The sequence below is a fragment of the Bacillus sp. FSL E2-8887 genome (genome assembly GCF_038007205.1).
In the GTDB taxonomy this organism is placed as follows: domain Bacteria; phylum Bacillota; class Bacilli; order Bacillales; family Bacillaceae_G; genus Bacillus_A; species Bacillus_A mycoides.
Map to the genome: position 1 here is coordinate 3,602,577 of NZ_JBBOWS010000001.1, position 23,630 is coordinate 3,626,206.

General features: G+C 35.9%; 25 protein-coding genes. 5 read left to right on the forward strand and 20 right to left on the reverse strand.

Annotated elements, in window-relative coordinates; all coding sequences use genetic code 11:
* Positions 1–411 precede the first annotated feature (411 nt).
* Complete coding sequence (locus tag NSQ08_RS18250; protein ID WP_002014762.1) at positions 412–801, forward strand: DUF7147 family protein; 390 nt, start codon at positions 412–414, stop codon at positions 799–801.
* 55 nt (positions 802–856) lie between these two features.
* Here the strand turns inward: NSQ08_RS18250 and NSQ08_RS18255 are convergent, their stop codons facing one another.
* From NSQ08_RS18255 to NSQ08_RS18280, 6 genes are all read right to left on the reverse strand, one after another.
* Positions 857–1,123, reverse strand: coding sequence for a YlbG family protein (locus NSQ08_RS18255; protein ID WP_002088292.1), 267 nt, complete (start codon positions 1,121–1,123; stop codon positions 857–859).
* A 127-nt stretch (positions 1,124–1,250) separates the two neighbouring features.
* On the reverse strand, positions 1,251–1,703 hold the full coding sequence (locus tag NSQ08_RS18260; protein WP_002014765.1) for a YlbF family regulator: 453 nt from the start codon (positions 1,701–1,703) through the stop codon (positions 1,251–1,253).
* A gap of 116 nt (positions 1,704–1,819) precedes the next feature.
* Complete coding sequence (locus NSQ08_RS18265; RefSeq protein WP_002014767.1) at positions 1,820–2,392, reverse strand: histidine phosphatase family protein; 573 nt, start codon at positions 2,390–2,392, stop codon at positions 1,820–1,822.
* A 77-nt stretch (positions 2,393–2,469) separates the two neighbouring features.
* The gene (locus NSQ08_RS18270; RefSeq protein ID WP_002014770.1) at positions 2,470–2,715 is read right to left on the reverse strand and encodes a YlbE-like family protein; all 246 of its coding nucleotides are present in this window, start codon (positions 2,713–2,715) and stop codon (positions 2,470–2,472) included.
* Positions 2,716–2,726: 11 nt separating this feature from the next.
* A complete protein-coding gene (locus NSQ08_RS18275) occupies positions 2,727–3,164 on the reverse strand; it encodes a YlbD family protein (protein ID WP_088034443.1) in 438 nt (145 codons plus the stop codon).
* Between the two features lie 173 nt (positions 3,165–3,337).
* Entirely contained in the window at positions 3,338–4,372 is a 1,035-nt protein-coding gene (locus NSQ08_RS18280; RefSeq protein ID WP_002088298.1) for a CAP domain-containing protein, read from the reverse strand.
* A 208-nt stretch (positions 4,373–4,580) separates the two neighbouring features.
* Between NSQ08_RS18280 and NSQ08_RS18285 the strand changes: the two genes are divergently transcribed.
* Entirely contained in the window at positions 4,581–4,946 is a 366-nt protein-coding gene (locus NSQ08_RS18285) for a YugN family protein (protein WP_002014773.1), read from the forward strand.
* Between the two features lie 36 nt (positions 4,947–4,982).
* Here NSQ08_RS18285 and ctaG read toward each other — a convergent pair whose 3' ends face one another.
* From ctaG to cyoE, 6 genes are all read right to left on the reverse strand, one after another.
* Complete coding sequence (ctaG, locus tag NSQ08_RS18290; protein WP_033708188.1) at positions 4,983–5,888, reverse strand: cytochrome c oxidase assembly factor CtaG; 906 nt, start codon at positions 5,886–5,888, stop codon at positions 4,983–4,985.
* A gap of 81 nt (positions 5,889–5,969) precedes the next feature.
* Positions 5,970–6,302 carry a cytochrome c oxidase subunit IVB gene (ctaF, locus tag NSQ08_RS18295; RefSeq protein WP_002014776.1) on the reverse strand — a complete coding sequence of 111 codons (333 nt, stop codon included), beginning with the start codon at positions 6,300–6,302 and terminating at the stop codon, positions 5,970–5,972.
* A gap of 3 nt (positions 6,303–6,305) precedes the next feature.
* Complete coding sequence (ctaE, locus tag NSQ08_RS18300; RefSeq protein WP_000557861.1) at positions 6,306–6,929, reverse strand: cytochrome c oxidase subunit III; 624 nt, start codon at positions 6,927–6,929, stop codon at positions 6,306–6,308.
* Positions 6,929–8,764 (reverse strand): cytochrome c oxidase subunit I, encoded by a 1,836-nt coding sequence (ctaD, locus tag NSQ08_RS18305; protein WP_002014777.1) that lies wholly within the window; start codon positions 8,762–8,764, stop codon positions 6,929–6,931. Before ctaD ends, ctaE begins: the two co-directional genes overlap by 1 nt.
* Positions 8,765–8,824: 60 nt before the next feature.
* Positions 8,825–9,874: a cytochrome c oxidase subunit II gene (gene coxB, locus NSQ08_RS18310; protein ID WP_002088304.1), complete on the reverse strand. Its 1,050-nt coding sequence runs from the start codon at positions 9,872–9,874 to the stop codon at positions 8,825–8,827.
* A 93-nt stretch (positions 9,875–9,967) separates the two neighbouring features.
* A complete protein-coding gene (gene cyoE, locus NSQ08_RS18315) occupies positions 9,968–10,891 on the reverse strand; it encodes a heme o synthase (protein ID WP_002142959.1) in 924 nt (307 codons plus the stop codon).
* 497 nt (positions 10,892–11,388) lie between these two features.
* On the opposite strand from cyoE, the gene ctaA reads away from it, so the two are divergent.
* Positions 11,389–12,324 carry a heme A synthase gene (ctaA, locus tag NSQ08_RS18320; RefSeq protein WP_002088309.1) on the forward strand — a complete coding sequence of 312 codons (936 nt, stop codon included), beginning with the start codon at positions 11,389–11,391 and terminating at the stop codon, positions 12,322–12,324.
* Between the two features lie 86 nt (positions 12,325–12,410).
* Here the strand turns inward: ctaA and pyc are convergent, their stop codons facing one another.
* The 3 genes from pyc to NSQ08_RS18335 all read right to left on the reverse strand — a co-directional run bounded on the left by pyc (position 12,411) and on the right by NSQ08_RS18335 (position 17,785).
* The gene (pyc, locus tag NSQ08_RS18325; RefSeq protein WP_340777742.1) at positions 12,411–15,857 is read right to left on the reverse strand and encodes a pyruvate carboxylase; all 3,447 of its coding nucleotides are present in this window, start codon (positions 15,855–15,857) and stop codon (positions 12,411–12,413) included.
* 333 nt (positions 15,858–16,190) lie between these two features.
* The gene (locus NSQ08_RS18330) at positions 16,191–17,372 is read right to left on the reverse strand and encodes an FtsW/RodA/SpoVE family cell cycle protein (protein WP_002033727.1); all 1,182 of its coding nucleotides are present in this window, start codon (positions 17,370–17,372) and stop codon (positions 16,191–16,193) included.
* A 125-nt stretch (positions 17,373–17,497) separates the two neighbouring features.
* Positions 17,498–17,785, reverse strand: coding sequence for a YlaN family protein (locus tag NSQ08_RS18335; RefSeq protein ID WP_002088314.1), 288 nt, complete (start codon positions 17,783–17,785; stop codon positions 17,498–17,500).
* Positions 17,786–17,935: 150 nt separating this feature from the next.
* Between NSQ08_RS18335 and NSQ08_RS18340 the strand changes: the two genes are divergently transcribed.
* Complete coding sequence (locus NSQ08_RS18340; RefSeq protein WP_002142965.1) at positions 17,936–18,433, forward strand: hypothetical protein; 498 nt, start codon at positions 17,936–17,938, stop codon at positions 18,431–18,433.
* Positions 18,434–18,482: 49 nt separating this feature from the next.
* On the opposite strand, the gene NSQ08_RS18345 is transcribed toward NSQ08_RS18340, so the two are convergent.
* Together NSQ08_RS18345 and NSQ08_RS18350 are read right to left on the reverse strand one after the other, a co-directional pair.
* Complete coding sequence (locus tag NSQ08_RS18345; RefSeq protein ID WP_002088317.1) at positions 18,483–19,811, reverse strand: PhoH family protein; 1,329 nt, start codon at positions 19,809–19,811, stop codon at positions 18,483–18,485.
* Positions 19,812–20,057: 246 nt separating this feature from the next.
* Positions 20,058–20,513 carry a pyridoxamine 5'-phosphate oxidase family protein gene (locus NSQ08_RS18350; RefSeq protein ID WP_002014791.1) on the reverse strand — a complete coding sequence of 152 codons (456 nt, stop codon included), beginning with the start codon at positions 20,511–20,513 and terminating at the stop codon, positions 20,058–20,060.
* 145 nt (positions 20,514–20,658) lie between these two features.
* Here NSQ08_RS18350 and NSQ08_RS18355 point away from each other — a divergent pair, with 145 nt between their 5' ends.
* Entirely contained in the window at positions 20,659–20,859 is a 201-nt protein-coding gene (locus tag NSQ08_RS18355) for a YlaI family protein (RefSeq protein WP_002088318.1), read from the forward strand.
* A gap of 35 nt (positions 20,860–20,894) precedes the next feature.
* Here the strand turns inward: NSQ08_RS18355 and NSQ08_RS18360 are convergent, their stop codons facing one another.
* From NSQ08_RS18360 to typA, 3 genes are all read right to left on the reverse strand, one after another.
* Positions 20,895–21,170, reverse strand: a complete 276-nt coding sequence (locus NSQ08_RS18360; RefSeq protein WP_002014793.1) for a hypothetical protein — start codon at positions 21,168–21,170, stop codon at positions 20,895–20,897.
* Positions 21,171–21,187: 17 nt separating this feature from the next.
* Complete coding sequence (locus NSQ08_RS18365; protein WP_002066917.1) at positions 21,188–21,490, reverse strand: YlaH-like family protein; 303 nt, start codon at positions 21,488–21,490, stop codon at positions 21,188–21,190.
* A gap of 159 nt (positions 21,491–21,649) precedes the next feature.
* Positions 21,650–23,494, reverse strand: coding sequence for a translational GTPase TypA (typA, locus tag NSQ08_RS18370; RefSeq protein ID WP_002066916.1), 1,845 nt, complete (start codon positions 23,492–23,494; stop codon positions 21,650–21,652).
* Between the last annotated feature and the right edge of the window lie 136 nt (positions 23,495–23,630).

Genomic DNA, 23,630 nt, shown 5'->3' on the forward strand with positions numbered 1-23,630 from the left:
AATTGAAAACCTCAGTTAAAATAATCGCTCGCTATTTCTTTCATATCCATTTCACTATTTGCAAGCAACAACCCTCTATGTACATCAGTTCCACTTTACCTTTTTTATCCTATCATAAAATAAAAAAAAGAAAAATAAAAAGCCTAACATAAATTTTAATTTCATTATGTATATCTTCATTTTAGATTGGACATAAATAAATATAACAACATCATTTTCGATGTTGTTGCCAACCGCGGAGAAGACTTACGTTTCCCCATAAGTTCTTCCTCCGGTTTCTCCTCTCCCTTTGCCTTCTTACTAGTAGTACATACTAGTATTAGAAGGGCCCTGCTTTGCAGGGTTTTTTTATTTGTCTACTTTTCATTTAAAAAGTGAGGTGGTACAGTAAAAGAAAGAGGAGGAAAAAATATGATTCAACGCTTTATAGAACTCGGAGAAGGCTACTCTGACTTATATGAATTACTTGAAATTGCCAAAACAAACCAAGAACGTGTAACACATATGTTACAATTCGAAACTGTAAAAAACGAAAAAAAAGTGTGTTCACTTGTTGTAATACTAAAACCGACAACTACTGGTGATTTCCAACCATTATACATATGTCGTGAAGGCATTCCTGTACTTGAAAATAAAAAAAGTAAACGTGTCGTTTTATTTGAAGAAATGGCGGAACAAATAGGGAAAAAAGTTACTCCCTTTACTGTAAAACCATCAACAACTTTCCCTGAAAAAGAACTATTTTTTAATCATCTAATTGGTATTTTACGAATGAACAATTTCATTCCTCCAATGAAATAACACGTTATTTCAAGTAAAAAAATCCCCTACTAAATTTAGCAGGGGATTTTTTTACTTAGCTATAATCGTATTCTTTTGCCCGATCAGGACGCGAATTTTCGAATTCCGTTTTTAAAAATGGGCGATACGACTGTTCTACTTTTTTTACAAAAGGAAGTTTATTCAATTTTTGCATCATATGCTCAATTTGTTCCATATCACAATATACAACGGCATATTTCAAACGTTTTGATATGTAATGAATGTTACCATATTTCCTTAAAATCTTGGCATGTTTCAATGAATGTAAATAAACAATCATACTTTGTCGTTGCCCGAACATAATCTTCTCCATCTTCTCCTTTTAAAAACTTATATTCTTATATTTTATGAAAACCAATCATAAATTTATGACATTAAAGAACAAACTCTGTATACGTTTTCTTCTATATTCTAAAAAACGGGGTAAATTACCCCGTTTTTTTACAACCACAACCGCCTCCGGTACCACAACCACCGCCACAGCCACCCGCATCAAAAAACGGATTTCCTGTTGGAACTTTAACGGAAGAAGATACCTCAGAACCAATTGCTACACTAACTTCATCTAATAACTTCTGTAAAGCTGTTTCTGCTCTTTTAAAAGTTGCAACCTTATCATGCATATCTACAGAACGCTTTAATTCCCTCATTTTCGTCGAAACGAAAGTATAATCAGGATGATATTTACCAAAACGTTGCACTTCTTCGTATCGCTCTTTCATCGCTGTAAATTGCTGAATTAGCGTCTGGACTTCTATATCTTCTTGTAAATCCTTATAATACTTACGGTAATCTTCTGCTATATCTGAACAGATGATCGCTTTTGCAAGCTGCTCTGCCTTATCTAAAATCAATACGCTTTCCAGCGTCGCTACAATCATGAGAGACACCTCCGAGTATTCATCATAACACATTTGGAACAGAACTACTAATTGAAGTGTCTCACCTAAAAGAAAGATATGATTCTAATTACTTTTCATACAATCTCCTTGCACTCTTATACACTAATATGCTCCGCAATATTATATTTAAGAACATCCCATTTCCCGCTATTCTCTTTCACGTAGCTAATACATGCGTTTTTTAACGGCGTTTTAAATGTAATTTCATTTGGTGCAATTGCGTGTAAAATAGCTTTTATTGCATGTGAATGCGCAACAATGATAATACGTTTATCTCCATGTGCTGCTGCAACCTGTTGTAAAGCCGTAAAACAGCGCTCTACGATTTCTTCATCCTGTTCCATTCCTTCTACATTACCTTCTGTAATTAACTCTCTAACGGCCGCAACTGGTTTCCCAGAAGCTTCCCCAAAATTACGTTCCATAAATCGCTCATCTAATAAAATAGATGGTAATCCAATAGCCCCAGCAATTTCCTTAGCTGTTTCTTGCGCTCTAATTAACGGGCTACTTATAATTATATCCCACGATTCCGCTTGCAAGGCAGCTGCACTTTGACTCGCTTGCTTCTTCCCAACTTCATTGAGTGGAATATCTTCGCGCCCTTGAATAATCTCTTGAAAGTTCCAATCAGTTTGTCCATGTCGTACTAAACAAATTTCCGTCATGCTGCAACTCCTTTTTTAAATAATCCGATTCTATTGTAACAAAAGTTTTGCATAACGGACATAGTTTTCCCTTCCAATTACGTCGTATTTTGCTGCTTCATATACTGGAACATATCAATCATAATTGAAGCAACGGCCAATTGATTTTGAAATTTTTCCACTTTATCTGGTATCGTTTTTTTGAAATGCTGCATGGCAGCTAACTCAAAAGCTTCTTTTTCTTCTGGGTTACGCGTCAATTTCCGGTACCAGTATGGCTGTTCCCGAATATAGCGAGCTAAATCCTCATCAGCTTTTATAAACTCCATAAGCTCTGCTCTCATTCTCTTTCCCCCTAATCCTTTTGAAAGAAAAAAGGATTATTTTCAGAAGTACTTTGTTCTTGCTGCGCACGGTTTCCTTGAAATTGTTGAATAACTTGTTGCACGCTACCAATCGCACTCGTTACATTTGCTAAATGATGTTGCATTTGTTCTACGTCTAGCTTTTTAAAGAAAGAAAGCATTTGCCCCATCACATCAGCAGTTTTTTCCTCTTCTGTTCGATTTTCTTTTTCTTCTTTATTTTCTTTTACCGGAGAAAAAGCAGGTGCTCCATCAGGTCTATATGCTGTCCATATTTGATCTTCTTCACCAAGTAAGTACCATTCTTCATAAAATTGCTGCCAAGTTTTTTGACCACTTCTAACCTCATGAACCATTTTAGGGTGATGGTTTACAAACTCTTTAAACTGTTGAACCGATGGATGTAACGGCCCTTTTGTTGTTGGCATAATCCTCACCTCTTCATGTATATCTACTATATTGTAAGAAAAAAAAGGCACATGGTTCGCCTATTTTTAGACGATTCATGCACCTTTTTATCTTCCTATTTGTGGACAATTAAAGCCCTATTGGTGAAGACTAATAATCAATGAAGGATGCCCCGACTGATTAAAGTTTCATTTTATTTTCGGATAAAGTTTTGAGTATAAAATTTATCATATACCCCAACACCTAATCCAGTAAATTGTTCGTTTAATAAATTCTTTCTATGCCCCTCACTATTTAACCAACCCTGTACCGCCGCAATTCCATCACTATGTTGCGCCGCTATATTCTCACCAGCAAGTTGAAAAGCCACTTGCCCACGTTGCAAGCGATCTCCTAACGTACCAAAAGTAGGTGAATCGTGCGAAAAATAATTATTATCCTTCATATCTTTACTATGGCCAAATGCAACATCTGCAGTTTGTTGATCCAATGTTAACAACGGTAATTGATGACGACTCCGAATAATATTTGTTAAATCGAGAATTTGTTGCATATTTCCATTTTCTACTTGCTTCATTTTTTCTGGCGTCAGCGGCTGTTCCGCTATTAATTCACCTGAATAAACAAGTTGATATGGTCTTTGTCGTAATAACGTTTCATCATCCATATAACGAAGACCAACAAGCTCATGTGTAAAGTGATCAAAGTATAATTGTGCCCATCCATCTTCTACAGGTACTAGCGGTTGTTCCATTACTTCCGTATCAGATAACTCAAATTGATAACTATTCTTTCCTCTTTTTAATGAAATCTCATGTGAAAGTGGATTCTTTTTATATACCTCTTCATACTTTTCATTTATATAATAGGGAGCCACCTTAACTTGCTCACCAGCAACATACGCCGTTACAACTTTACGTTCAGCAACTCCAAATTGAACATACTGAGCTAAATCTTGATTATACACCCACCATTCATATCCATAAGCAGACGGCTCTATTCGAGATGGTTCGCCCCACTTCGCTAATAAATTCTCAGAGTCCCCGCCAATCATATTTAAAACAGTGTCTGTGGATTCTTCATTTACTTGCTTCTTCTTTTTCACAATTTTATTTTCTTGCTTAGAGTGAGATGGGGTTAATATATATTGTGACACGAGTAACTTCCCGTATAAATCAACAGCTAAAATTAAAAATGTAATCATTACGATACGCAATAATTTCTTCAAACGATATACCTCCTGAACAAAGCATAAAATCGAGATATACACAAATCCTTTTATTTCCTTTTTTTGTGTGTACCGTACTCTTTTCACTATATCATATTTTCACGAAAAAAGTCTGGATTATCCCTTTTCTCGCAATACGAATTGCACTTTCTTATTATTCGTACTATTATAAAAATAATGAACTAACATTAAAATAAGGAGGTATTCTATGCAATTTACAAATACAAACTTTACTGATGCAGTCGTTGATCTAACTCTTTTAACTGAGATTATGGAAAACAATCATTTTGTACTTGCTGGACAATGGGATTACGAACGCGTTACATATGATTATAAATTTGAAATATTAAAGGATATTTATTATTTACGTGTACAAGGATTTGCTGTTGAAGGTGACATCGGCGGCAGACACGCTCAAGTAAAACTATTGCCACCCTTATTAGGAAAACATTATTATCCTCATGGCGTTGAATATGGAGATGATGAGATTTTTCCAACGAATGTACTTCAAAAAAGCGAACAACTCCTACAAAATATTGAAAAAGAGTTAAAAGAATTTCAAATTATTGAATAACAAAAAAACTAGCGCATTAACACGATGCGCTAGTTTTTATTTCGTCTGTAAATAAGGAGGTAACTCTTGCAGCTGCTCTTTATCCTTTTCACGCTCTCTACGTGCCCATTTAAAGAACACATAACCGATAATCGTACCGTACACTATTTCCTGGACAATTTTCATAATAATACCACCTGTTTGCTGGTCTTGTACTACCGGCATCCAATGTAAAAATTCTGGTCCAGTTATATTTAAATCTGATAAAGTACCCGCCGGTACACAGAGTTCCATTGCCTTCATCCAAGCGGCCGGATCTGTATATGTTGCAAATAATGGTGCAGTCGCAAAAATTATTAACGCACAAGCTGGCGTTAATAAAATACCATTAGCAAACATGTAACCAAGCTTCTTAATATCACTTAAAGTTTGATATTCTGGCAGTGGATTTAACATCGGCCACCACATCATCATTGCTGCAAAAAACAATATAGCAAGGCAAATAGGATGCGCTATTTGACTTTGTTTTACTGCATCAAAAACAATTGGCAAATGATAAAAGGAAAACAGGCCATTAAATACAAACAATGCAATAAGCGGCTTAGCAAAAAACTTTATCACAATTTGAACGAACTTAAAAGAAGTAATATAACGATATAACCAAACAGGTATACCAAGCAGTAATAACGGAGGCACCGCAATATACATTACTGCCATCTCAAACATATGTGCACTAAATATGATATGACCAATTAAATCAATAGGTCCTCCCTTTACAACATACAAAAGAACAATCCCGGTCGTAAAATAAAAAATTTGCTTCTTACTTACCTTCGTCGCATTTTCAAATCGCGTTCTATACGGTCCAATAATTAAAAAATAACTAATAAGAATCGAGATCATAAATAATAAAAAAATTGGACTCCATAAAGCTTGAAAACCAAATACCCATAAGTTTTCCATTTCCACACCTACCTTTTCAAAATTCTTATATTTCATATAAAAAGAGGGCTTTGATATATCAGAGCCCCCTACTATCACTGTTTAAATCCACACAATTGTCATAAAGGCTAATATTGTTAATAAACCAATTAACAATCCAGAGTACAAGAAGAAACTCGCCGCTTCATGCCCTTTATGACTCATATGCATGAAATAATATAACTGAAATATAACTTGAATGACTGCTAACAATAATATAAATGGAACCGAAAAAATCGGGCTAAATGTTTTCGGATATGCCACCGCTGCAAATGCAACTAATGTTAAAAAAATCATTAGTGAAAATGTAACAACTTGGTGCTTCATTTCCTCTGCACTTTTTCTCTTCCGATAAACAAGATCCACCTTAGGATTATTCGTTTGCTTAACCGCCATTGTTTATCCCACCATTCCCATCAAATATACTACAGTGAAAATAAACACCCAAACTACGTCAATAAAGTGCCAATAAATTGATGCAACATAAAACTTTGGTGCGTTGTATAAATTTAAGCCTCTCTTCGCGTTTCTAAAGATTAATGTTAAAATCCAACATAATCCAAACAACACGTGGAGCCCGTGTGTACCAACAAGAGCATAAAATGCAGAACCAAATGCACTACTTCTCATAGTATGCTTAAATTCATGCGTATAATGATAAAACTCATATATTTCAAACCCCAAAAATCCTAAGCCAAGCAACACTGTTACAAGTAACCAAAGTTGCATTTTCTTAAAGTTAAAATTTTTCATATGATACATTGCGTATACACTCGTTAAACTACTTGTTAACAAAAGCATCGTCATAATGAAAACGAGTGGCATTTGAAACATCTCTTGAGATGTTGGTCCACCATTTGTAGAGTTCTTTAACGCTAAATATGTGCCAAATAAGGAAGCGAACAACACTGTTTCGCCTCCAAGAAATAACCAAAAACCAACAAACTTATTTTTCCCCTCAAGGGTTGCTTTTTCAGGCTCTGCTGGAAATGTTTCATTCGTTAATTTCTCATCTACATGCATTACGCCTTGCCCCCCTTATCATCTAAATCTTCCTTATGAATATGATATCCATGATCATCAATTACTGAACGAAGGAACATTGTACCAAACGTAATGATTAAACCGATAATCGCTACTAATAACCAAAATTTATCTTTGCCACCCTGCATATACATCGCACCGAATGCTGCTATGAATAAGCCTAGAGAAATGATAAATGGTGAAAATGAAGCATTTGGCATATGAATATCACCAACTGGTTCCGCTGCTGTCATCTCTTTATTACCTTCACGTTTTTCAATCCAAAACGGATCTAACCCGCGAACAAATGGCAATTGTTTAAAATTGTATTCCGGTGTAGGTGCTGGCATTGTCCATTCTAATGTACGTCCATCCCATGGATCACGGCCAGCCTTCTCTTTTGATACCGTTGTTTTTATTACATTGAATAAAAGAACAATCGTTCCAAGAGCCATAAACACAGCTCCGATAGAACTAATCATATTCCCCATTTCCAACCCTTGGCCCTCAAGATATGTGTAGTAACGACGTGGCATACCGATTAGACCTAGGAAATGCTGAATAAAGAATGTTAAATGGAAACCGATAAAGAATAACCAAAATGTTATCTTACCTAATGTTTCATTTAATACTTTATTAAACATAAGTGGCCAATAATAATGCGCACCTGCAAGTAAACCAAATACAACACCACCAACAATTACATAATGAAAGTGTGCTACTACGAAATAATTATCATGAAACTGATAATCAGCTGGTGCAGAAGCAAGCATAACACCTGTAACTCCACCCATAACGAAGGATGGAATAAAAGCTACCGCCCACATCATTGGTGTTGTAAACCTAATACTTCCACCCCACATTGTAAAGAGCCAGTTAAATATTTTAATACCCGTTGGAACTGCAATCGCCATTGTTGCAACCGAGAAGATAGCATTTGCAACAGGCCCAAGACCAACAGTAAACATATGATGCGCCCATACCATAAATCCTAAAAACCCTATTAATACTGTCGCGAACACCATAGAGGAATAACCGAATAATCGTTTTTTCGAAAATGTGGCGAAGATTTCTGAGAATATTCCGAAAGCTGGGAGTATAAGAATGTATACTTCCGGATGACCGAAGATCCAGAATAAATGCTCCCATATAATCGTGTTCCCACCTAGTGCCGGATTAAAGAAACTTGTGCCAAATAAACGATCTAACATTAAAAGTCCTAATCCTACAGTTAATGGTGGAAATGCAAATAAAATAAGTGAAGATGTTACAAATGTTGTCCATGTAAACATCGGCATGCGCATGTACGTCATCCCTGGCGCGCGCATATTAATAATTGTAACAAGGAAGTTAATACCTCCAATTAATGTACCAATACCTGATATTTGCAAGCCGAGTACATAAAAATCAACACCATGTCCTTTAGAGGCTAAAGCTAAAGATGCATACGATGTCCACCCTGCATCAGGCGCTCCTCCTAAAAACCAACTTAAATTTAAAAATAATCCACCAAAGAAAAATAACCAAAATCCGAGCGAATTCAAAAACGGGAACGCCACATCACGTGCTCCAATTTGAAGTGGTACAGCGGCGTTCATAAATGCAAACACGAGTGGCATAGCTGCGAGGAAAATCATTGTTGTACCGTGCATCGTTAATACTTGATTATAAGCATCCCCAACAAGAAAAGCATTGTTAGGAATCGCTAACTGCAGGCGAATAAATAGTGCTTCTATTCCACCTATTACAAAAAACAATCCACCTGCAATTAAATAGAGAATGGCAATCTTTTTATGGTCTACTGTCGTTAAATAATCCCATATGACAGCACCCATCCCCTGTTTTTTTGCTACAGAACTCACGTTTTCAACCTCCCCTTCGCAAATGATCCCTCTTTATTTTTCAATCTTTAACGTTTGTAAATATGCATTTAATGCATTAATTTGATCATCCGTTAAGTTGCCATATTTACCAGTCATTTTATTACCTGGTTTCATATTTTCAGGATCTTTGAGCCATTTTTTTAAGTTCTCTTCATTATTTTCGGCAATACCAGCAACCATATCGCGATCTGCGAAGTTTGCTAAGTTCGGTGCGATACGAGCAGAAGGTGGTCTACTATCATTTGATCCAACTGCATGACAACCAATACAGCTTTTATTAAATATTTCTTGACCCTCTTGCGCCTTTGTAGAAGCTACTTCTTTTTTTCCATCAATCTTCTTCATGTCAGCAAGCCACTTTTTGTACTCGCTTTCATCCAGAGCTTTCACTTTGAACTGCATTAAAGAATGTGATGGGCCACAAAATTCTGTACAAAAACCATTATAAGTGCCCGATTTATCTGCCTTTAACCACATTTTGTTTACATTATCTGTATTTGTATCCATTTTCCCAGCTAAAGATGGAACCCAAAACGAATGTTTAATATCGGCACCCTTCAAATTCAAATACACTTTCTTACCTGTGGGGATAACTAAATCTTGAGAAGTTACTATTTTTTCTGATTTATAAGAAAATTCCCACCAATAAAGATTCGCTGTTACATCAACAACGATAGTATCTTTATCAATATTCTTTTTCTCCATCGCACTTACATCAGCAAGCTTGAATGTATATGTAACAGTCGGAACAGCCAAGATTAACAAAAGAATAATCGGAATGACTGTCCATATAATTTCTAGTTTGTGATTTCCTTCAACTTGCTCTGGAATATAATCTTCCTCACCCTTTTTTTGTCGGAAACGCACAATTACATATAAGAAAATAATAGTAACTACAAGTACTACTCCTACCATGATTGCACTCGCTAGCAAGAGCAAATCATATTGCATTTTTGCTACTTCCCCTTGCGGAATTAAAGTAGACTGAAAAGCTTTACCGCATCCCCCTAACAGTAAAGCCAGCAGTGAAACGAACGAAAGCAGTCGCCACTGTTTCTTCATACAAACAACCCCCACTTTCTTTGTGAATTAGATTGTACTTTATAGTTAAGTAAAGTAAATCTCAACGTAAAGAAATCCAATCATGTCGTTGTCTTAGAAGAATGTAACTACAATCATTGACACAAATAAGATTGTTAAGTAATTCAGGGAATAAACAAACATTTTTACGGACCACTTGATGTCATCTTGCTGACGGAAGCCATAAAGCCCTAATGCGATCCATCCGATGTTAAGCAATGTTGCAATTACCATGAATGTTATTCCAAGTCCACTCATATAAAATGGTAGTGGTAATAAACATACTGTCCAAATCATAATCTGACGTTTCGTAATATCAAATCCCTGTACAACAGGAAGCATTGGGATTCCTGCATTTCGATATTCATCAACACGCTTCATCGCTAATGCGAGGAAATGTGGGATTTGCCAAATAAACATAATTAAAAATAACATCCAAGCAATTGGATGATTTAAAGACGGATCAATTGCCGCCCATCCAATTAAAGGTGGAACTGCTCCTGATATACTACCTACAACAGTATTTAACGTATATTTTCTCTTCGTCCATAACGTATATAAAACAACATATGTGAAGGCACCAATAAATGAGATTAACACTGCCATCGGTGTAGTAAGTAATAAAAATACAAAGCCAAGAAGTAAAATTACAAGTCCAAATGCAAGTGCAAAGCCAGGTTTATATTTACCTGTTACCGTTGGACGGTTTTTTGTTCTTTCCATTAATGGATCGATATCTCGGTCAATGTAGTTATTTAAACAACATACCCCTGCCATAATTAATGCCGAACCAACGATTGTGAAAAATAACTTATCTAGATTGTCCATAACACTCAATCCATTAAAATGTAAAGCCAACCAAAATCCTGTAAATACAGTAAGTGTATTTGAGTTTACAATCCCCATTTTAACGAGCGCTGATAAATCTTGTAACCGAGTTGTTTCCGGTACAATTGAAACAGCTGACTCATCATGCAGCTCACTTGTTGCATGGTTCATCACTTTAACCCCCTCTTAAACCTATCATCTTTCTAAGCATATATTTCATGTGAAATATTTCGCTTCTATATAGCAATATTATTACAGTAGAAATATTGTTAACCCATTCTACTACTAATCTACGCCCATACTCCAATATATTAAATCACATTTCCCGAACATTTTGTGAAGAAAACATGAACTTTTTGTGTCAAACATTAAAAAACTTTATTCTAATTTATCCTTATCATAACATGATGTTATCTTCTATAATAAACTATTTTGTCATATTTAGCATGTATTCTCCCCATTTCTTTTCAAAATAGCCTAAATTCCTCCTAAAATATGTATTTTAAATCCCATTTTTTTCTTTATAATACGTACGTTGTCCTCGCCCTCCATTTCTTTGCTATTTTATTATTTTTTATATATCATAGGACTGTAGCACGTTTTATTCTATACATAATGGAATGAAAATATTTCGCAATAACTTCATAGCAGAAAGATGGTGAAAGAGATTGCAACGCTTTATTAAATGGTTAGCAGTCATTACAAGTCTCGATTTATTAGTAGTTTTACTAGGAGGCGCTTTAGTTACAAAAACGGGTTCAGGCCAAGGATGCGGCAAATCATGGCCTCTTTGTAACGGTGAATTTGTTCCATCTAATTTATCAATGGAGACTATTATTGAGCTAAGTCACCGCTTAACATCTGGATCAGCCGGAATCCTTGTTACTCTTCTTTGTATCTTGTCCTGGAAATATTATAAACATGTGCGCGAAACAAAGACGTTAGCAATTTTATCCTTCGTATTTTTAGTTGCACAAGCATTAATGGGGGCGGCGGCGGTTGTTTGGGGTCAAATGCCTGCTGTATTAGCTATTCATTTCGGTATTTCCTTAATTTCATTTGCTTCTGTCATCTTGTTAACGTGTCTTATTTTTGAAATTGATCAGAAATTTGATGCACGTTCACTTATTATGGACAAAAAAATGAAATTTCATATTTATGGTGTAACAATTTACAGTTATATCGTTGTCTACACAGGAGCTTTAGTACGTCACGAACGAGCTACCTTAGCCTGTCCAGACTTCCCTTTATGTAGCAAAAGTAGACCTATGCCAACTCAACTACATGAGTGGGTTCAAATGGGACATAGAGTTGCAGCGATGTTAATTTTCGCTTGGATACTATATGCGATGATTATCGCTATTCGCCATTACAAGCAGCAGCGTGTAGTATACTGGGGATGGATTATTTCATTTATCCTTGTTACACTTCAAGCTATAGTAGGGATTTTGGTCGTATTTACAAATGCTAGTTTAGCAATGGCATTATTACATTCGCTCTTCATTTCTTGCCTGTTTGCTGTACTATGCTATTTAGTTATGATAGGTACAAGAAGTACAGTCAATGCAAAAGAAACTGAATCAACTTCTAAGCAAACAAAATAAAGTAAAACTATAATACCTTGCCAATTCGGCAAGGTATTATTTACACACAAAAAAGAGCTGCTTTCGCACAGCTCTTTTTCTTTATTTTAATGATCTAATTCAATGAGTAAATCTCCCGTTTGAATTGCATCCCCATCATTTACATATACTTTTTTCACTTTACCACTAAATGGCGCTTGAACCGTCGTTTCCATTTTCATAGCTTCTGTAATTGCCATGGAATCACCTTTTTTCACTTCATCGCCTTCTTTTACAACTACTTTAATAACAGTTCCCGGCATCGTTGCGCTAATATGATTTGGATTTTCACGATTCCCCTTCACACGCTGTGCAACAGTTGATTTCACGTTTTCATCTTTCACTACGATTTCACGCGGTTGTCCATTAAACTCCAGGTAAAGCACACGATTTCCATCTGGCTGTGGCTCCCCAATGGAAACTAGTTTAACCATCAATGTTTTACCTTGCTCGATTTCCACATCAATTTCTTCACCAAGTCTCATACCATAGAAGAATGTCGGTGTATCAAGCACAGATACATTTCCATAAATCCCAGCAACTTTTTCGTAGTCCATAAATACTTTTGGATACAATGCATATGCGACTACATCAAAAATTGTTACTTCGCGTCCAAGTTTGTGGAATAACTCTTCTTTTAAAGCATCGAAATCTACTGGTTCTAATAATTCACCCGGTCTTACTGTTAATGGCTCTTTCCCTTTTAAAATAATTTTTTGTAATTCTTTCGGGAAACCACCATATGGTTGTCCTAAATCTCCAGAGAACATTTCAACAACAGATCCTGGGAAGTCCATAGCATGTCCACGTTCTAAAATATCTTGTTCTGTTAGGTGATTTTGAACCATAAATAATGCCATATCACCGACAACTTTAGATGATGGTGTTACTTTTACAATGTCGCCAAACATATCATTAACACGGCGATACATCACTTTAACTTCATCAAAGCGATCTCCTAAGCCAACCGCTTTTGCTTGTTGTTGAAGATTACTATACTGTCCACCCGGCATTTCATGCATATATACCTCTGTGTGAGGAGCATTCATACCACTTTCAAATGGAGCATAATATTTTCGTACATCTTCCCAATAATGAGATAGTTTTTCTAATGAGTCTATATTAACATCTGGCTGTCTTTCGTTTCCACCTAACGCATAGTATAGTGTATTCGCACTTGGTTGTGACGTTTGACCAGCCATTGAACTCACCGCTACATCGACAATATCAACACCTGCTTCAATTGCCTTCGTATACGTTAAAATACCATTTCCGCTCGTATCGTGTGTGTGCAGGTGAATTGGAATCGACACCGTCTCTTTTAATGCTGAAACTAAATCATATGCTGCGTTTGGCTTTAGTAAGCCCGCCATATCTTTAATTCCTAAAATGTGAGCTCCTGATGCTTCCAACTCTTTTGCTAAATTTTTATAATAATTTAAATCATATTTACTGCGTAACGGATCATGAATTTCTCCTGTGTAACACATTGTTGCTTCTGCAATCTTACCAGTATCTCGTACAGCATCAATTGCAACTCTCATGCCTTCTACCCAGTTTAAGCTATCAAAAATACGGAACACATCAATTCCGGCTTGCGCGGAACATTCTACAAATTTTCGAATTAAATTATCTGGATAGTTTTTGTATCCAACTGCGTTTGAAGAACGAAGTAACATTTGGAATAAAACGTTTGGCATTTTTTCACGAAGATCTAGTAATCGTTCCCATGGATCTTCTTTCAAGAAACGATATGCAACATCAAACGTTGCACCGCCCCACATTTCTGCTGAGAATAAGTTTGGTAACATTCTCGCTGTCGGCTCTGCAATGTGATGTAAATCTTTTGTACGAACACGAGTTGCAAGTAATGACTGATGTGCATCACGGAATGTTGTATCAGTTAAAAGTACACGCTTTTGATCTTGTACCCACTTTACTAATCCATCCGCTCCACGCTCATCCAAAATTTGTTTCGTTCCATTTTGCATTGGCTCTGAGTGTATCACATTTGGTATACGAGCATCTGGGAAAATTGGCTTCTCTTTTTTCCCTACTCCTGGGAAGCCATTTACTGTTACTGTACCAATATAATTTAACATTTTTGTTCCGCGGTCTTTACGTTTCGGGAACAAGAATAGTTCAGGTGACGCGTCAATAAATGAAGTGTCATATTCTCCTGATAAGAAGTTTTTATGTTTTACTACATTCTCTAGGAATGGAATATTTGTTTTAATACCACGAATACGGAATTCTTTTAAGTTACGTTCCATTTTTGCAGCGGCTTGTTCAAAAGTAAGTGCCCAAGTAGTAACTTTTACAAGTAAAGAATCGTAGTACGGTGTAATAACTGCACCTTGGAAACTATTACCTGTATCAAGACGAACACCAAAACCACCGCCTGATCGGTACGCCATAATCTTTCCTGTATCAGGCATAAAGTTATTAAGTGGGTCTTCTGTCGTTACACGAGATTGGATTGCAAATCCATGCACAACCACTTCCTCTTGCTTAGGAACACCTACCATTTTGCTATGTAATGCATGTCCATCAGCTATTAAAATTTGCGATTGAACGATATCCACTCCTGTAATCATCTCTGTAATCGTATGTTCAACTTGAACACGTGGGTTTACTTCAATGAAGTAAAACTCATCACCTTTTACAAGGAATTCTACCGTTCCAGCATTTAAATAATTTACATTTTTCGTTAACTTTACTGCAGCATCACAAATACGCTGACGCAAATCATCTGAAAGCGACACGCTCGGTGCAATTTCAACTACTTTTTGATGGCGTCGTTGTACAGAGCAATCACGCTCATACAAATGAACAACATTACCTTCTTCATCTGCTAAAATTTGTACTTCTATATGTTTAGGTTTTTCAACGAATTTTTCAACGTACACTTCATCATTACCAAAGGCTGCTTTTGCTTCTGATTTCGCGCGATTATACGATTCTCTTAATTCTTCACTAGCACGTACAATACGCATACCGCGACCGCCGCCACCAAGGGATGCTTTAATAATAATCGGGTAATCATACTTTTCAGCAAATTCTTCAACTTCTTCTATTGAATTTACTGGACCATCACTACCAGGAATAATTGGAATTTGTGCTAGCTGCGCTTGTGTTCTTGCTTTAACTTTATCTCCAAACATGTCTAAATGCTTACTTTTTGGACCGATAAAGATAATCCCTTCTTCTTCACAACGTTTTGCAAATTGAATATTTTCTGACAAGAAACCATATCCAGGGTGGATTGCATCTACATGATTACTTTTCGCAATCTCAATAATGCCTTCAATATCTAGATAAGCATCAATTGGCTTTTTCCCTTCCCCAACTAAATAGGACTCATCGGCTTTATAGCGATGATAAGAACCGCTATCCTCTTTAGAATAGATCGCAACTGTGTTTAATCCAAGTTCTGAACATGCTCGGAACACACGAATTGCTATCTCTCCACGGTTAGCTACCAATACTTTTTGAATACGTTGCAGCTTTGTCATGATTTTCCCCCTCTATTTTCCTACCACTCTAGAGATAAAATACATACACACTCTAAAGAGCGTGAAGTTCTTCACTTTCTACATTATATTATACTTAGAAAGCTTCACTTTATTTTTATCCATCATACCTTATTTTTCAACAAATGATAAGTTTTCTGATCGATTTGTTTCACAAAAATAGTATAGCATACCTCTTCCTTTTCTAACAACAATATTGTATATCACATTCACTTTAATGTAATATACTTTTCGTTTTATAACAATCAATATTGTATCACATTTAAAATCTAACAAAATAAAAAACACATTGAACTCTAGAGCTCAATGTGTTTTTTATTTTACAACAACAAGATGCGGTCCACCTTGTTCTATTTCGTTAGTCAATTTGTTTTGTTGTTTCTCTTGTCGTTTTACATAACTAGCAATATTTAACAGTATACCCATTGCAAGTAAATTAGCCAATAAAGAACTACCACCATAACTTATAAACGGTAATGGTACCCCTGTAAGCGGTATTAACCCAGACATACCACCAACATTTATAAAAGTTTGAACTCCAAACAAACTTGCAATTCCAATTGCTATTAAACTTCCAAACGGATCTCTGCACTTTTGTGCAACCCTAAATGCCCGAATAATAATAAGTAGTAAACAGATTAAAATGACAGCTACGCCTATAAATCCAAGTTCTTCAGATATAATTGCCATAATAAAATCTGTTTGCGGTTCTGGTAAGTATCCATATTTTTGCACACTGTTCCCTAACCCTCGACCATTTAGCCCTCCTGAAGCAATTCCAATAAAAGAATTTATTAATTGGAACCCATCATTTTGAGGATCGTTAAATGGATCAAGAAAAACTGAAAACCGAGCTTTTTGGTACTGACTTAACTTATAGTTCCCAATAAAATATAACGCTGGAATCCATATTATAGACGTTAAGAGGAATCGCTTTATACTTAAATTAACATTAACTCCTGAACAAAAGAACATAATCAGTACAGTTCCACCTATTAGTATATCGGTCCCTAAGTCATTTTGAAGTAAAATTAATCCCATCGCTCCACCGACAACAGCTAGAGGAGGAATTATCCCTTGTACAAAAGCTGTTTGCGTTTCTTGTTTCTTAGCAAAAAAGTTTGCTAGCGTAATAATAACCGTTATTTTCACAAACTCAGCTGGTTGTATACCTAATATCCATCCTTTTGCACCATTTATGACCTGACCGAAAAGAAAGGCTGCTGCTAATAGACCAATACTCCCTATTCCCATTGCGATCAAAACTATTCGCTTTCTCCACAACTTATAAGGAATGGCAACTATAATCGCTAACATTATCGTTCCAACAGCTAGAGCAAATAATTGTTTTTTAAAAAAGTAATCTGCTGGCCAGTTATGTCTCGACGAAATCGCAACAATGGAACTAGAACTATATACCATTATTACTCCCAGCACACATAAGATAACAAGAGGAAGTAATAAGGAATAATCCATCGATTTCCATACTTTTTTCATTTCATTTCCTCTTTCTGTTTCAATTTAATTATTGTTGTATTCCATATGTATATAGGTTCTTCCTTCTTTATTAAACAAATAAAAAGCCCAAACTATTTCAGTTTGAGCCCCCTTATTTGAACCCGTTATTGTTGTTTGTTTGTAAATGCTTCATGAAGTGCAGACAACTCACGTTCGAGCTCTCCTAACATTGCTTTCCCTTGTTCTTCTCCAATAAGACCAAGGCGAACCGCAAAATCGACCTCGCGGGATAGTCCAAACATTTGTGTGTCTAAAACTTCTTCATATAATGGACATTGCGGCATTGTAAGATTGTCCATTTGTACCTTAATAAGTCTTAAAATCTTCTCTGCATCCGCTTGTAGAAGGGCTAGTGCCTTTTCCTGATGATTTGATACTGTCTCAGACGCCAAATTGATTCCCTCCGTTTCCGTCCTACTCTCTCATATCTATTAATATTAGCGATAGTTTTAATAAATTGCAATAGAAACATTTTTTGTGACAACAGTGCCTAATACTATTATACTGAAAAGTGGGAGTATAACACAAATGGGGGAACAACAATGAGCGAAATTTTATTTATTAATGGAAAAGTTCGTTTTCCAATCACTATCGATCCAACTGTATGGATTTTCGATGATCGAAAAATAGATTTGACAACCTACTTTGATGAAACTAGAGAAGCATCATCCGAATTAGAAACATACTTAAAACATACTTCAGAGCATTGGGATCGCGAAATCCGTGATGGTGCTGCCTTCCCGCCAATACAACAAAGTGTAAAGAAATATAAAAAAGAACAGCTTATTAACGGGACGTTTGGCATACCACTTCATCCATTTCTAAAAAATGCTGAAATTTTAGAAGATGCTACTCATGTCGAAATTGCAACCACAGACAATACAATTACACTTCCGTTAGAAACAGCCCATAAAGCTATTCTCGGTTTTTCAAAAGAAGGTAAACCATTACGAGAAGACGGGCCTGTTCATCTATATTTCCATGATGGATCTAATAGACAAAATCCGATTCGTAACATCCGTAAATTTACAATCATTTAAATTGTATAATTAAAAGGCAAAAAAGGAGTGAGCTTAAGCTCACTCCTTTTTATAATAAATCCGCTGCTAGTTGTGCTAAATTAGAACGCTCTCCTTTAACAAACTTTACATGACCACTAATACGTTGTTCTTTAAACTTCTCTACAACATATGTTAAACCGTTATTATATTCATCTAAATACGGGTGATCAATTTGCTGAGGATCCCCCATTAATACAATCTTACTTTTTTCGCCTACCCTTGTTAATATCGTCTTTACTTCATGCTTCGTTAAATTTTGTGCCTCGTCAATTATAATGAATTGGTCTGGAATACTTCTCCCGCGTATATAGGTAAGCGCTTCTACTTCAATCGAACCCATCCCAGCTAAAATAGCATCTAGCTCCCCAGGCTTTTTCGTATTGAATAAATACTCTAGATTATCAAAAATCGGCTGCATCCACGGTCTTAATTTTTCCTCTTTCTCTCCTGGTAAATAGCCTATATCTTTCCCTACCGGTACAATTGGTCTCGCGACAAGTAGTTTTTTATATAACCCTAAATCTTCCGTTTGCATTAGTCCCGAAGCTAATGCGAGTAACGTTTTTCCTGTACCGGCTTTCCCTGTTAACGTTACAAGTGGAATATCTTCCCGAAGTAGCAATTCTAATCCCATAATTTGCTGCACGTTTCGTGGGCGTATCCCCCACACTTGTTCATTGTGAAAAATAAGTTTTTTTACCTTCTTACCTAAATGATCCACAATCCCAAGTGCAGAACTAGAACCCCCTAGTGCATCTTTCATTACAACAAACTGATTTGGATAAAAAGGATGATTTGCGATTTCAGATAAAGGTAGTTCACCTTTTTCATAAAAATAATCTAACTGTTCTTTTGATATATACCCTTCTAAAAATCCTGAATATATATTTTCCACTTCGATTACTCGGTCACTTAAATAATCTTCGGCCTGCAATCCGATTGCATCAGCTTTTACCCTTACGAGTACATCTTTACTTACTAAAATAACTGATTTCCCGTCCTCTTTTTCTTGTTCTTCTAAAGAGAGGTTTTTCGCTACCGCTAAAATTCGATTATCATTTGTTTTTTCTACAAAAATATCTTGCAGTTGAACAAATGAGCGATGATTTAATTCAATACGAAATGTACCGCCGTTTTCTAACGGAATACTTTCATGCAGCTTTCCTATTTCGCGAAATTTGTCGATTAACTTAGATACATAGCGAGCATTTCGTCCTACTTCATCCATATAACGTTTTTTCGAATCAACCTCTTCTAATACAACTGCTGGAATCACTACTTCATTTGTTGCAAATGAAAAAATAGATAAAGGATCCTGCAAAAGTACATTCGTATCTAACACATAAATTTTATCCAACCTGTTACCCCCTGACTCCACTTTTAAATTTGTAGAACAAGGGTTTCATCCATAAAATATGGACGAACCATTGTTATAATTATATGTACCGTAAAAACGAGGTAGAATCGAAACTCATAGAAATTAAACCTTTTCTTTATTTTTTATTCATTTCTATTCAATATATTACTTTTTATTATAATTTTTCACATTAAATCACAATACTCACTTGTAAAAGTTTATGAACGATGTTCCTATTCATCTTCTTTATAATTCTTTCATTCCTACTAATACTTGGTTATCAAGCTTTTTAGCTGCTCGAAGATCATATGTTTTTTCATATGTTGGTTCAGTAGCAAGTTTCGCACCATAAAACATAACATCACGAACTTCTTGTACATTCACTTCTACTACCGTTAATTTTAGAGGAATCCCTTCCATTCTATCTGTTAAAATTTCACTTTCACCACTTATGGAAAATACGGATTCATTCGCCATTATAGTCAATACAACCCCTGCACTATGCCGTATATTCCCCACAATACGTGAGCGTTGATCTACCGCAAATCGAATACTAGTTTCACTCACTGCATATACCCAAGAAATAGCACTTACGTTAGGAATTTGTTTTTCGAAATCTGTTGTTGCTATCATAACGATACACTCTTTACGCAACGATTGTACTAAATCACCTGTCAATGTAGGCTCAACTACATTCGCCATATTTCCACCTCCAAATATTATTTATATATCCTTATCATAACCTATTTTTCGAATTGCAAAAATATTATTTTTTCCCGCTATTATTCAAAAACATTATACTTCCATGATATACTTATACTGATAGAATTCGTATTGAGGTGACGAAATGAGAGTCAAATGTATGATTTGTGATAAAAAAGATATGTTAGATGACGAAAATCCTATGGCAAAAAAACTGCGTAATCGCCCTATTCATACATATATGTGCATGGAATGTACGGAACGAATTGCAGAGCGTACTACGGAACGCCATGCGAGTGGTAATTTCCGATTATATCGTGATAAAAAAGTAGAAGACGATTGGTAAACCGGAAATAAGTCCTTAATCATATAGATAAGGACTTATTTGTATTTTTCTGGTTCACGATTCATCTGATCCAAAAAACAATCAATGGCTTCTACTGGAAATCTTGCACACCTTATTTCTCCATCAATTTCATATGTAATCAAATACATTTCCTCGTTCTTTTCAACTTCTACATTTCGTAATTTATGCTCTTCATATATCATATTTTGGAATAATACATACGTTTCTTGTGCAGCTCTATCATCTGGACGTGCTTCCGCAACCGTTTTAATTGTTAACCAATTATATAATGCATCTTGTACTGAGCGCATGAAAGCCCCTCCTTTTTTCACCCTGTTTTTTGTTGTTTAGCTTGACGTAAACGCAGTCTATAAATTCCAAGTACAATTGCCGCTACAACGAGCCCCTCTCCAACGGGTAAAAAAACTGCAAAAAAAGTTAATACCGTGCATCCAATTGCTAAAGATGTATATATCACTATATTTTTTAGTACCGATAGCTTCCTTGCAAATCCTAGATTATATACAAGTGCACTTAATAAAATTATTGTTCCATAAAGCAACCACATCCCTAACTCTGGATTTTCATCAACTTTACAAAGTTTCGCGAAAAATGACATTCTTTCTAACACTATCTTTCACCCCTTCTCATGAAACAAATTCTCTTTATGTACTTAATACAAGAGTAACTCGCAAAAAAAATACTGTCTACAAAAAAGAGTAAATATTCTAAAAAATAAACAAAAAACAAAAAAACAGCTACCTTTATAAAAGGTAGCTGTTCTATTATTTTATGCTTCAACAGATTTCTTTTTCTTAGCAGCTCTTTCGCGCTCACTCTTATCAAGAATCTTTTTACGTAGACGAATTGATTCTGGAGTTACTTCACAGAACTCATCATCGTTTAAGTACTCTAATGACTCTTCTAAAGTCATTAAGCGTGGTTTTTTCATTGATGAAGTTTGATCTTTCGTCGCAGAACGAATGTTAGTTTGTTGTTTCATTTTTACAACGTTAACTGTTAAATCATTCTCACGTGTATGTTCTCCAACGATCATACCAGCATATACTTCTGTACCTGGTTCAACGAAGATTACACCGCGATCTTCAACTTGCATAATACCATATTGTGATGCTTTTCCTGTGTCAAGTGAAACTAGAACACCTTGGCGACGTCCACCCACTTGTCCAGCATGTACTGGTTGGTAGCAATCAAATGTGTGGTTTAAAATACCGTAACCACGAGTTAATGTTAGGAATTCTGTTGTGTAACCAATTAAACCACGTGCTGGAACCATGAAAGTAAGGCGAACTTGACCATTTCCATTATTCACCATATCTAACATTTCACCTTTACGTGCACCCATTGATTCCATAATAGAACCAGTGTATTCTTCAGGCACATCGATTTGTACGCGCTCTACAGGCTCAGATCTTACGCCATCAACATCTTTAATAATTACTTCTGGCTTAGATACTTGTAGTTCATAACCTTCACGACGCATGTTTTCAATTAAGATAGATAAATGTAACTCTCCGCGTCCAGATACGATCCATGCATCAGGAGAATCTGTATTATCTACACGTAAACTTACATCTGTCTCTAATTGTGAACGAAGACGCTCTTCAATTTTACGAGAAGTAATGAATTTACCTTCACGACCTGCAAACGGGCTATTATTTACAAGGAATGTCATTTGTAATGTTGGCTCATCAATACGTAATAATGGTAAAGCCTCTTCATGCTCAACCGGACATACCGTTTCACCTACGTTAATGTCTTCCATACCTGAAACAGCTACTAAATCTCCAGCTTTTGCTTCTTCAATTTCTTGACGTTTTAATCCAATGTAACCAAATAATTTAGTTACACGGAATTGTTTTACACTTCCGTCAACTTTCATTAATGCAACTTGTTGTCCTACTTTCATTGTACCACGGAATATGCGTCCAACCCCGATACGACCAACATAGTCATTGTAATCAAGAAGTGCTACTTGGAATTGAAGTGGCTCTTCGCTGTTATCAATTGGTGCTGGAATATGTTCAATGATTGTGTCAAACAATGATTTCATATTCTCTTCTTGATTTGCTGGATTTGAATCTAAGCTTGCTGTTCCGTTCATTGCTGATGCAAATACAACTGGGAACTCTAATTGATCTTCGTTTGCACCAAGTTCGATGAATAAGTCAACTACTTCATCAACTACTTCATCAGGGCGAGCGAAGTCACGGTCAATTTTGTTTACAACAACGATTGGAGTTAAGTTTTGCTCAAGAGCTTTCTTTAAAACAAATCGTGTTTGTGGCATACAACCTTCATATGCATCAACTACAAGTAGAACACCATCAACCATTTTCATGATACGTTCTACTTCTCCACCGAAGTCAGCGTGACCAGGTGTATCTAAAATGTTAATTCTTTTATCTTCATAGTGAATCGCAGTATTCTTCGCTAAAATTGTAATACCACGTTCTCTTTCTAGATCATTTGAGTCCATTGCGCGTTCTTCAATATGTTCATTCGCACGGAACGTCCCCGCTTGACGTAATAACTGGTCAACAAGTGTTGTTTTACCATGGTCAACGTGGGCAATAATTGCTATATTTCGTAAATCTTGTCGTTTTTTCAACATGTCCAACTCCTAATGTCTTTTTAATCCTTCTCTATTATAAGAGCGAAGGGGATACAATGGCAATCAAAATAAAATCAAGAATGAAAATATAGTTGTATTCTTACTTTTGTGAAAGTAAAATAAGATTGGAGGGTGA